Raw genomic sequence first — 10,459 nt, 5'->3', positions numbered from 1 at the left:
GAGCGCTAGTCTCGTGGGCTCGGAGATGTGTATAATCGACAGTGTGCGGCGAGGGCGAGCAGCACCGCGACGGCGACCAGCCGCAGTGGTGTGGCGAGCGGGGCGAGCCAGCCGACCACGACCGCGCCACCGAACGCCGCGAGCGCGGCGTAGAGGCCGTCGGCGCTGGCCACCCCGAGCGCGGCGGAGGCACCGACCCGGAACGAGGTGCGGGCGGTGAGCCCCACGATGAGCACCGCGATGGCGCCGACCGGAATGGCGACGCCGTAGCCGGCGACCACGCCGGCCAGGAACGCGCCGGTCACGACAGCGGATCAGGTGGCGGGGACCCGGGCGCGACCGGCTGTCGGCCCGTGGCGACGGGCACGGCAACCGGGCGGGGCATCATCGGGTACGTTCGCACGCCGCCATCCTGCGTCCCCCGCCCGACGGGTGCCACGCATTTACGGGCGGCTCCCACCGGGTGTCCCGGCCGACGCGTCACGGCCATCTATCCACGCGTCTCGTCAATGGGACCGAATTGCGAACATCCCCCGCGACGAATTGCCGCCCGACAATCGTTCCCGGTCGAATCATGTGGATCAGTAGCGGACACACCCGACTCGCCAACCGAAACAAGTCCTGACCACGGAACGTCGAAGACCATCCACAACGGACAAGCTCTGCCACCCACCAATGACCGACGTTTCCGGCTTGTTTCGGGTAAATGATTCAAGATCGTGGATGCCGAAATCCACCATGCTACGCGATTCGCGGGACGAATTATATCTCTCAACTTCGATGCGTTGAGGTCCTACCATCTGTGTCAGTCCGTTCCACGGTCACCGGTCGGCCCGTCACAAACGGCCCGGCTGCGCATCGAAAGGAGGCGGGAGATGCTCCTCTCCCAGCCGTCCCGGCGTCCCTGGCGCCTCGCCCTCACCGCCGCGGCCACACTCGCCCTGGTGGCGGTCGCCGCACCCGCCCAGGCCGCCCCCGCGGAGGGTGCGATCGTGCACGCCGGCGACGCCGCCGCCGTCGCCGACTCGTACATCGTCGTGCTCAAGGACTCGGCGGTGAGCCGGGCACAGGTCGGGGCCACCGCCAAGACCCTCGCCGGGCGGCACGGCGGCAGCATCGCCCGCACCTACCAGGACGCCCTGCGCGGCTTCGAGGCCCGACTGACCGAACGAGCGGCCAAGCGGCTGGCGGCCCACCCGTCCGTCGAGTACGTCCAGCAGAACCGCACCGTCAGCATCGCCGGCACCCAGTCCCCCACCCCGTCCTGGGGACTGGACCGCATCGACCAGCGCTCGCTGCCGCTGAACAACAGCTACGCCTACCCCAACGACGGCACCGGCGTCACCGCGTACATCATCGACACCGGCATCCGCTTCTCCCACACCGACTTCGGCGGGCGGGCCGTCTCCGGCTTCGACGCCATCGACGGCGGCAGCGCCGACGACGGCAACGGTCACGGCACCCACGTCGCCGGCACGGTCGGCGGCACCGCGTACGGCGTGGCCAAGGGCGTGACCCTGGTCGGCGTACGGGTGCTGGACAACAGCGGCGGCGGCACCTACGCGCAGGTCATCGCCGGCATCGACTGGGTCACCGCGGATCACCAGCCGGGCGAGCCGGCGGTGGCGAACATGAGCCTCGGCGGTGGCCGCGACCAGGCCACCAACGACGCGGTCGCCCGCTCCATCGCCGACGGCGTGGTGTACGCCGTCGCCGCCGGCAACAGCGGCGCCAACGCCTGCAACTACTCGCCGGCCAGCACCCCCGAGGCGATCACCGTCGGCGCGACCACCAGCACCGACGCCCGCGCCAGCTACTCCAACTTCGGCACCTGCCTGGACGTCTTCGCCCCCGGCAGCACGATCACCTCGGCCTGGATCGGCAGCGACACCGCCACCAACACCATCAACGGCACCTCGATGGCCTCCCCGCACGTGGCCGGCGCCGCCGCCCTGGCCGTGGCCGCCAACCCCGGCTACAGCCCGCAGCAGATCCGCGACCTGCTGGTCGCCGACGCCACCGACAACGTGGTCACCAACCCGGGCGTCGGCTCCCCGAACAAGCTGCTCTACACCGGCAACATCGTGCCGCCCACCCAGGACTTCGCCCTCACCCTCACCCCGGCGGCCGGTGCCGTCGACCCGGGCAGCTCCACCACGACCACGGTCGGCACCACCACCACGGTCGGTACTCCGCACAGCATCGCGCTCGGCGTCAGCGGCCTGCCGGCCGGAGTGACCGCGAGCTTCAGCCCGACCACGGTCACCTCCGGCGACACCGCCACGCTGACCCTGAGCGCCGCCGCCGGCACCGTGCCCGGCCTCTACACGGTGACCGTGCTGGGCACCGGGCCGGAGACCACCCAGGGCGCCACCTTCACGCTCACCGTCAACGGCCCGCCCGGCTGCACCCAGGGCAACGCCACCGACTACCCGATCAACGACAACAGCACCGTGGAGAGCACGATCGTCATCCACGGGTGCGGACGCGCCGCCAGCGCGGCCAGCACGGTCGAGGTGCGCATCTTCCACACCTGGATCGGTGACCTGACCGTCTCGCTGATCGCCCCGGACGGCACCGCGTACGTGCTGCACAACCGCACCGGCAGCAGCGCCGACAACATCTTCCAGACCTACACCCGCGACCTGTCCGGCAAGGCCGCCGACGGCGCCTGGAAGCTCCGGGTCCAGGACTCCGCCAGCGCCGACACCGGCTACCTGGACAGTTGGACGCTGAGCCTGTGACCTGACTGTCGCGTCGGGCGGGTCACACCGCCCGACACCACAGAAGGCACGGCGCACACACGACAGCGCCCGGAGTTCCGGCCATCGGCCGGGCTCCGGGCGCCGTGTCGTCAGGTCAGACGTTGAAGCCGAGCGAGCGGAGCTGGTCGCGCCCCTCGTCGGTGATCTTGTCCGGCCCCCACGGGGGCAGCCAGACCCAGTTGATCCGGATGTCGTTGACCAGGCCACCACCCGGACCGGTGGTCAGCGCCTGGCGGGTCTGGTCCTCGATCACGTCCGTGAGCGGGCAGGCCGCCGAGGTCAACGTCATGTCCAGGGTCGCGACGTTGTCGTCGTCGACGTGGACGCCGTACACCAGGCCCAGGTCGACCACGTTGATGCCCAACTCCGGGTCGACGACGTCCTTCATCGCCTCCTCGATGTCGGCGGCGGCGGCCTTGCCGCCGGTCGCCGCGACCGGCGCGGCAGCCTCGGTGGCCACGCCCCCGTTCTCCGGCGTGCTGGTTTCCTCGGTCATGCCTTCACCTCCGTCGGGCTCGCGCCCACACCGGCGCGTGCCGCGGCGTCCTTGAACGCCATCCACGGCAACAGCGCGCACTTGACCCGGGCGGGATAGCGGGCGACACCCTCGAACGCCACCCCGTCGCCGAGCACCTCCTCGTCCGCCGTGACCTGGCCACGGCCGGACACCAACGCCACGAACGCCTCGTGCACCTCGAACGCCGCCGCCGCGTCGCGGCCGGTCAGCAGCTCGTGCAGCACGCTCGCCGACGCCTGGCTGATCGAGCAGCCCATGCCGTCGTACGACACGTCGTGCAGCACGGTGCCGTCGGTGGCCACCCGGACGGTCACCTCGTCGCCGCAGGTCGGGTTGACGTGGTGCGCCTCGCCGACCTGCGCCGCCGGGTCGGCGGCGTCCCGCAGGCCACGGCCGTGCGGGTGCTTGTAGTGATCCAGGATGATCTCCTGGTAGAGCGACTCAAGCTGCATCGGGCCGACCTCCCGTCGACGCGCCCGGCGTGGCCCGGCTCACCGGAACACCGTCCGCACCTGTTCCAGACCCGCGACCAGGGCGTCGATCTCCTCGGTGGTGGTGTACAGGTAGAACGAGGCCCGCGTCGTCGCCGGCACCCCGAAGCGCCGGCAGACCGGACGGGCGCAGTGGTGACCGACCCGCACCTGCACGCCGAGCGAGTCGAGCACCTGCCCCACGTCGTGCGGGTGCACGTCGGCCAGGTCGAACGAGATCGTGCCACCCCGACCCACCGGCACCTCCGGACCGAAGATCCGCAGGCCCGGCACGGTGGCCAGAGCGTCCAACGCGTACGCGGTCAGCCGCTTCTCGTGCCACTGGATCGCCCGCATGCCGAGGCCGGTCAGGTAGTCCACGGCCGCACCGAGCGCCACCGCCTCGGCGATCGGCGGCGTACCCGCCTCGAAGCGGGCCGGCGGCGGCGCGTACGTCGAGCCGTCCATCGACACCGTCTCGATCATCGAACCGCCACCGAAGACCGGCGGCATCGCCGCCAGCAGCTCGGCCCGTCCCCACAGCACCCCGATGCCGGTCGGGCCGCACATCTTGTGCCCGGTGAAGACGATGAAGTCGGCGTCCAGGTCGACCACGTCGATCGGCATGTGCGGCACCGACTGCGAGCAGTCCAGCATCAGCAGCGCACCCACCTCGCGCACCCGCGCGGTGATCCGCGAGGTGGCGTTGACCGTGCCGAGGATGTTGGACATGTGCACCAGCGAGACGATCTTCGTCCGCTCGTTGACCAGGTCCGCCAGCCCCGACTCGTCCAGCCGGCCGTTGTCGGTGACCGGGAACCAGCGCAGCGTCGCACCGGTCCGCTCGCAGAGCAACTGCCACGGCACGATGTTCGAGTGGTGCTCCATCTCGGAGATCACCACCTCGTCACCGGGCCCGAGCCGGAACCGCGGGTCGCCGTCGGCGCGCAGCGAGGCGTTGGAGAAGGCGTACGCCACGATGTTGATCGCCTCGGTGGAGTTCTTGGTGAACACCACCTCGTCCACGCTCGGCGCGTTGACGAACGCGGCGATCCTCGCCCGGGCCCCCTCGTACGCCTCGGTCGCCTCGGTGCCCAGGGTGTGCACCGACCGGGACACGTTGGCGTTGTGCCGGCGGTAGTGCTCGTCCAGCACGGCGAGCACCTGGCGCGGCTTGTGCGAGGTGTTGGCGCTGTCCAGGTAGACCAGCGGATGCCCGTTGATCTCCCGATCGAGGATCGGGAAGTCGGCGCGTACCGCCGCCACGTCGTAGCCGGGCACGTCGTCGTACTGCGGCATCCCGGACGGGATCGCGATGGTGGTCATCGTGGTGACCGGCCCTTCCCTCGGCTCAGGCCCGCGCCGACCCGGCCCCGGCGACGTACCGCTCGTAGCCCTCTTCCTCGAGCTTGTCGGCCAGCTCCGGGCCGCCTTCCTCGACGATCCGGCCGGCCACGAAGACGTGCACGTAGTCGGGCTTGATGTAGCGCAGGATGCGGGTGTAGTGGGTGATCAGCAGCAGGCCGGTGTCACCGGTGTCGCGGACCCGGTTGACGCCCTCGCTCACCACGCGCAGCGCGTCCACGTCGAGGCCGGAGTCGGTCTCGTCGAGGATGGCGATCTTCGGCTTGAGCAGTTCGAGCTGCACGATCTCGTGCCGCTTCTTCTCACCGCCGGAGAAGCCCTCGTTGACGTTGCGCTGGGCGAAGGCCGGGTCCATGTGCAGACGCTCCATGGCACCGCGCAGCTCGCCACCCCAGGTACGCAGCTTCGGCGCCTCGCCGTCCAGCGCGGTCTTGGCCGTCCGCAGGAAGTTCGCCACCGACACGCCGGGCACCTCGACCGGGTACTGCATGGCGAGGAACAGACCGGCGCGGGCCCGCTCGTCGACGGAGAGTTCCAGCACGTCGACGCCGTCGAGGGTGACCGACCCGCCGGTGATCTCGTACTTCGGGTGACCGGCGATCGAGTACGCCAGGGTCGACTTGCCGGAGCCGTTCGGGCCCATGATCGCGTGCGTCTCACCGGAGCGCACGGTCAGGTCGACACCGGCCAGGATCGGCTTGAGCTCACCCTCGGGCAGCTTGACCGACACCTGCAGGTCACGGATCTCCAAGGTGCTCATTATCGGGTCACTCCATTACTCGGCGTCAGGCTGACGTAGATGTCGCCGTCGCGGACTTCGACGGGATAGACGGGTACGGGTTCGGTCGCCGGCAGCCCGCTCGGCTCGCCGGTACGCAGGTCGAAGCGGGAGCCGTGCAGCCAGCACTCCAGGGTGCAGCCGGACACCTCCCCCTCGGAGAGGGCCACCGCGGCGTGCGAGCACTCATCGTGCACGGCGTAGAACACGTCGTCCTCGGCGTGCACGAGCGCGATCGCGGTGCCGTCGACGTCGGCGCTGACCGCGGTGCCCTTCGGCACGTCCTCGACGGCGCAGACACGGATCATCAGGCGCCGGCCTTGGTCAGGCGGGCCTCGATCGTCTCCCCGAGCCGCTCGCGCAGCTCCTCGACCGGGATCTTGTTGAGCAGCTCGGCGAAGAAGCCGCGTACCACCAGGCGACGGGCCTCGGCCGCCGGGATGCCCCGGGCCATCAGGTAGAACAGCTGCTCGTCGTCGAAGCGGCCGGTGGCGCTCGCGTGCCCGGCACCGGCGATCTCGCCGGTCTCGATCTCCAGGTTCGGCACGGAGTCGGCCCGGGCACCGTCGCTGAGCAGCAGGTTCCGGTTGATCTCGTACGTGTCGGTGCCGGTCGCCTCGGCGCGGATCAGCACGTCGCCGACCCAGACCGTCCGGGCGCTGTCACCCTGCAACGCGCCCCGGTAGCCGACGTAGCTGCGGCAGTCCGGCACCGTGTGGTCGACCAGTTGGCGGTGCTCCAGGTGCTGGCCGGAGTCGGCGAAGTAGACGCCGTACAGCTCGGCCTCGCCGCCCCGGTCGGTGTACTCGACGGTGGTGAACTGGCGCACCAGGTCGCCGCCGAGCGTGGCCTGGACGTGCACCACACGGGCGTCCCGGCCCAGCTTCACCTTGAGGTGCTGCGCCTGCACCGCGTCGTCGGCCCAGTCGGAGACGGTGACCAGCGTCAGCTTCGCGCCGTCTGCCACGGTCACCTCGACGTTGTCGGCCAGCGTCGCCGAACCGACGTGCTCCAGCACCAGGGTCGCCTCGGCGAAGCGCTCCACCTGCACGACGGTGTGCCCGAAGGCCACCCCCTCGGCGCTCTCGCCGACCACCCGTACGGTCACCGGCCCGGCCGGGACGGCCTCCCGGGCGACCCGCACCAGCAGCGCCTGGCCGGCACCGCCGTACGCCAGCGCGCTGATCCGGTCGAACGGGGTCAGCACGCTGCCGACCCGCTCGTCGTCCCGGTCGACGCGCTCCACCGTCACGCCCTCGGGCAGGTCGGCGTACTCGTGCCGGACCGTGCCGGTCGCGGTGCGGCCGTCACCGACCAGCCCGCGCAACCGCTTGAGCGGGGTGAAACGCCATTCCTCCTCCAGGCCGGTCAGGGCCGGGAAGTCGGCGACGTCGTACGAGCGCAGCGCCTGCGACTTGGTGCTCGGCGGCGGTGCGGAAGCCTGGGTAGTCATCTCGTCCTTGGTCTGTTCTCACGACGACGGTCTGTGGTGCGAGGGTGGCGGGCCGACGCGAGCCGGCCCGCCGGTGGGCGGGTCAGCCGACCGCGCCCTCCATCTGCAGCTCGATCAGGCGGTTGAGCTCCAGGGCGTACTCCATCGGCAGTTCCTTGGCGATCGGCTCGATGAAGCCGCGCACGATCATCGCCATCGCCTCGTCCTCGCTCAGGCCCCGGCTCATCAGGTAGAAGAGCTGGTCCTCGCTGACCTTGGAGACGGTCGCCTCGTGCCCCATCGACACGTCGTCCTCGCGGATGTCGACGTACGGATAGGTGTCGGAGCGGGAGATGGTGTCCACCAGCAGGGCGTCGCACTTGACCGTGCTGGCGCTGCTGTGCGAGCCCTCCAGGACCTGCACCAGACCCCGGTAGGAGGTCCGGCCGCCGCCCCGGGCGATGGACTTCGACACGATCGTGCTGCTGGTGTGCGGCGCGGCGTGCACCATCTTGGCGCCGGCGTCCTGGTGCTGGCCCTCGCCGGCCATGGCCACCGAGAGCACCTCGCCCTTGGCGTGCTCGCCGGTCATGTAGACCGCCGGGTACTTCATGGTCACCTTGGAGCCGATGTTGCCGTCGATCCACTCCATGGTCGCGCCCTCGTGGCAGACCGCGCGCTTGGTGACCAGGTTGTAGACGTTGTTCGACCAGTTCTGGATGGTCGTGTAACGGCACCGGGCGTTCTTCTTGACGATGATCTCCACCACGGCGCTGTGCAGCGAGTCCGAGGAGTAGATCGGCGCGGTGCAACCCTCGACGTAGTGCACGTACGCGCCCTCGTCGACGATGATCAGCGTCCGCTCGAACTGGCCCATGTTCTCGGTGTTGATCCGGAAGTACGCCTGCAGCGGGATCTCCACGTGCACGCCCTTCGGCACGTAGATGAACGAGCCGCCGGACCACACGGAGGTGTTCAGGGCGGCGAACTTGTTGTCGCCGACCGGGATCACCGTGCCGAAGTACTCCTTGAAGACGTCCTCGTGCTCCTTGAGGGCGGTGTCGGTGTCCAGGAAGAGGACACCCTGCTCCTCCAGGTCCTCACGGATCTTGTGGTAGACCACCTCGGACTCGTACTGGGCGGCCACCCCGGCGACGAGACGCTGCTTCTCCGCCTCCGGGATGCCCAGCTTGTCGTAGGTGTTCTTGATGTCCTCCGGCAGGTCCTCCCAGCTGGCGGCCTGCTTCTCGGTGGAACGCACGAAGTACTTGATGTTGTCGAAGTCGATCCCGGTGAGGTCGGCGCCCCAGGCCGGCATCGGCTTGCGCCCGAACAGCCGCAGACCCTTCAGCCGCAGGTCGAGCATCCACGCGGGCTCGTTCTTCTTGGCCGAGATGTCCCGCACCACCGCCTCGCTGAGGCCACGCTGGGCGACCGCCCCGGCGACGTCCGGGTCGGCCCAGCCGTACTCGTAGTTGCCCAGGGCGGCGAGCTGCTCCTCCTGGGTCAGGGGCTGGACGATCTGCTCGGTCATCTATCTGTCCTCACAGTGGTGACGGTCTTACCGGACTGGGCAGGCGACGAGCCCGGAATGTGCGTGGTGCACACCCCGTCGCCGTGCGCGATGGTGGCCAGGCGCTGCACGTGGGTGCCGACCAGGCGAGAGATCACCGTGGTCTCGGCCTCGCACAACGCAGGGAACTCGGCGGCCACGTGCGCCACCGGGCAGTGGTGCTGGCAGAGCTGGCCGCCGGAAGCGATCGTGGACGCACTGGCAGCGTATCCCTCGGCGGTCAACGCCGCGGCGAGTGCCTCGGCACGCGCCATCGGATCGTCCCCGGCGTCGCTCAGGGCGGCCTGACAGCGCGCCTCCAGCGCGGCCACCTGCTCGGCGGCGAAGTCCTCCACCGCGCGGGAGCCGCCGGTACGGGCGATCCACCGCAGCGCCGCGGTGGCCATGTTGTCGTAGTGGTGGGTGCCGCAGCGGCTGCGGGCCGCGTCGGTCAGCAGGAACACCTTGGCCGGGCGGCCCCGCCCCCGGTGGCCGCGGACGGTCTGCTCACGGGCGACCACGTCGCCGTCGGCGAGCATCGCGTCCAGGTGCCGACGGATCGCCGCCGGGCTGAGCCCCAGCGCGTCGCCGAGTTGGGCGGCGGTGGCGGCGCGACGCTCCAGCAGCAACTGGGTGACCCGATCCCGGGTCGACAGGTCGGCGGCGGGCGCCACTTCCGAGCTGGGCGGCAGTTCCGTGGCAGGCGGCACCGGGCCACCGGCGGCCGAACCGGCCGTCGGCGGGTACCCGGGGAACCCTGCCGCCTTTTTCACAACGCCCACGTTACGTAATTCGCCAGACGCCTGCAAACGCGGGGTCCGGTGATCCGAACCACCGAGCGGGCGGAGTCACCCGATCAGCGTCAACTACGGTGCGTAGGATTCGCTCCGTGAAGCGACCCGCCCGGTTCTCGGTCTCCACCACACTGCTGCGCCGACTCGCGTACGCCAACATCGTCGCGAACACGGTGATCGTCGTCACCGGCGGGGCGGTCCGGCTCACCGCCTCGGGACTCGGCTGCCCCACCTGGCCCCGGTGCACCGACGACTCGTACACCACCACCGCCGAGATGGGCGTGCACGGGGTGATCGAGTTCGGCAACCGGCTGCTCACGTTCGTACTGGTGCTGATCGCGGGCGCCATGCTGCTGGCCGCGCTGGCGCACCGGCCGCGTCGCCGAGGGGTGGTGCCGCTGGCCCTGGCGGTGGTCCTCGGGATTGTGGCGCAGGCGGTGATCGGCGGGATCACCGTCCGCACCCAGTTGCACCCCTCGGTCGTCGGCATCCACTTCGTGGTCTCGATGGCGCTGCTGCTCGTCGCGTACGCCCTCTGGCGTCGGGTGACCGAGCCGGACGGGCCGAAGGTGCCGGTCGTGCCCTCCGCGCTGCGCACCCTGACCTGGCTGACCGTGGTGGTCAGTGCGGCGGTGATCGTGGTCGGCGTGGCGGTCACCGGCAGCGGCCCGCACGCGGGCGACGCGAACGCCGTCCGCAACGGCCTCGATCCGCAGACCATCTCCCAAGTGCACGCCGACCTGGTCTTCCTGCTGATCGGTCTCACCGCTGTCTCTTATACCATCT

Annotated in this window: 10 protein-coding genes and 1 pseudogene; 2 read left to right on the top strand and 9 right to left on the bottom strand. The window is 70.4% G+C overall.

The features are described from left to right. Positions 1–41: 41 nt before the first annotated feature. Positions 42–305: pseudogene (locus tag EYA84_RS18305) on the bottom strand (lysine transporter LysE); the annotation flags it as partial. Positions 306–875: 570 nt separating this feature from the next. Here EYA84_RS18305 and EYA84_RS18300 point away from each other — a divergent pair. Next, positions 876–2,744, top strand: a complete 1,869-nt coding sequence (locus EYA84_RS18300) for a S8 family peptidase (RefSeq protein ID WP_131054276.1) — start codon at positions 876–878, stop codon at positions 2,742–2,744. A gap of 115 nt (positions 2,745–2,859) precedes the next feature. On the opposite strand, the gene EYA84_RS18295 is transcribed toward EYA84_RS18300, so the two are convergent. The 8 genes from EYA84_RS18295 to EYA84_RS18260 form a co-directional block, all read right to left on the bottom strand. Continuing rightward, positions 2,860–3,261: a metal-sulfur cluster assembly factor gene (locus EYA84_RS18295; protein WP_131054275.1), complete on the bottom strand. Its 402-nt coding sequence runs from the start codon at positions 3,259–3,261 to the stop codon at positions 2,860–2,862. Next, positions 3,258–3,734, bottom strand: coding sequence for a Fe-S cluster assembly sulfur transfer protein SufU (gene sufU, locus EYA84_RS18290; protein WP_131054274.1), 477 nt, complete (start codon positions 3,732–3,734; stop codon positions 3,258–3,260). Before sufU ends, EYA84_RS18295 begins: the two co-directional genes overlap by 4 nt. Before the next feature lie 39 nt (positions 3,735–3,773). Next, the gene (locus EYA84_RS18285) at positions 3,774–5,078 is read right to left on the bottom strand and encodes a cysteine desulfurase (protein ID WP_131054273.1); all 1,305 of its coding nucleotides are present in this window, start codon (positions 5,076–5,078) and stop codon (positions 3,774–3,776) included. A gap of 25 nt (positions 5,079–5,103) precedes the next feature. Beyond that, on the bottom strand, positions 5,104–5,877 hold the full coding sequence (sufC, locus tag EYA84_RS18280; RefSeq protein ID WP_131054272.1) for a Fe-S cluster assembly ATPase SufC: 774 nt from the start codon (positions 5,875–5,877) through the stop codon (positions 5,104–5,106). Then, on the bottom strand, positions 5,877–6,203 hold the full coding sequence (locus tag EYA84_RS18275; RefSeq protein WP_131054271.1) for a non-heme iron oxygenase ferredoxin subunit: 327 nt from the start codon (positions 6,201–6,203) through the stop codon (positions 5,877–5,879). The genes sufC and EYA84_RS18275 overlap by 1 nt, the downstream gene beginning before the upstream one ends. Continuing rightward, complete coding sequence (gene sufD / locus EYA84_RS18270; RefSeq protein WP_131054270.1) at positions 6,203–7,348, bottom strand: Fe-S cluster assembly protein SufD; 1,146 nt, start codon at positions 7,346–7,348, stop codon at positions 6,203–6,205. Before sufD ends, EYA84_RS18275 begins: the two co-directional genes overlap by 1 nt. Positions 7,349–7,430: 82 nt before the next feature. Then, positions 7,431–8,861, bottom strand: coding sequence for a Fe-S cluster assembly protein SufB (sufB, locus tag EYA84_RS18265; protein ID WP_117227176.1), 1,431 nt, complete (start codon positions 8,859–8,861; stop codon positions 7,431–7,433). Then, positions 8,858–9,652, bottom strand: a complete 795-nt coding sequence (locus EYA84_RS18260; protein ID WP_387260634.1) for a helix-turn-helix transcriptional regulator — start codon at positions 9,650–9,652, stop codon at positions 8,858–8,860. The genes sufB and EYA84_RS18260 overlap by 4 nt, the downstream gene beginning before the upstream one ends. 98 nt (positions 9,653–9,750) lie before the next feature. Between EYA84_RS18260 and EYA84_RS18255 the strand changes: the two genes are divergently transcribed. Further along, positions 9,751–10,459 (top strand): heme A synthase (locus tag EYA84_RS18255; RefSeq protein ID WP_201272416.1); only part of this gene is annotated, 709 nt, incomplete at its 3' end.

The sequence above is a fragment of the Verrucosispora sp. SN26_14.1 genome, from assembly GCF_004307965.1.
Taxonomy (GTDB): domain Bacteria; phylum Actinomycetota; class Actinomycetes; order Mycobacteriales; family Micromonosporaceae; genus Micromonospora.
Note: the sequence above shows the minus strand (reverse complement) of the source record. Positions and strands in the feature narration are given on the sequence as shown.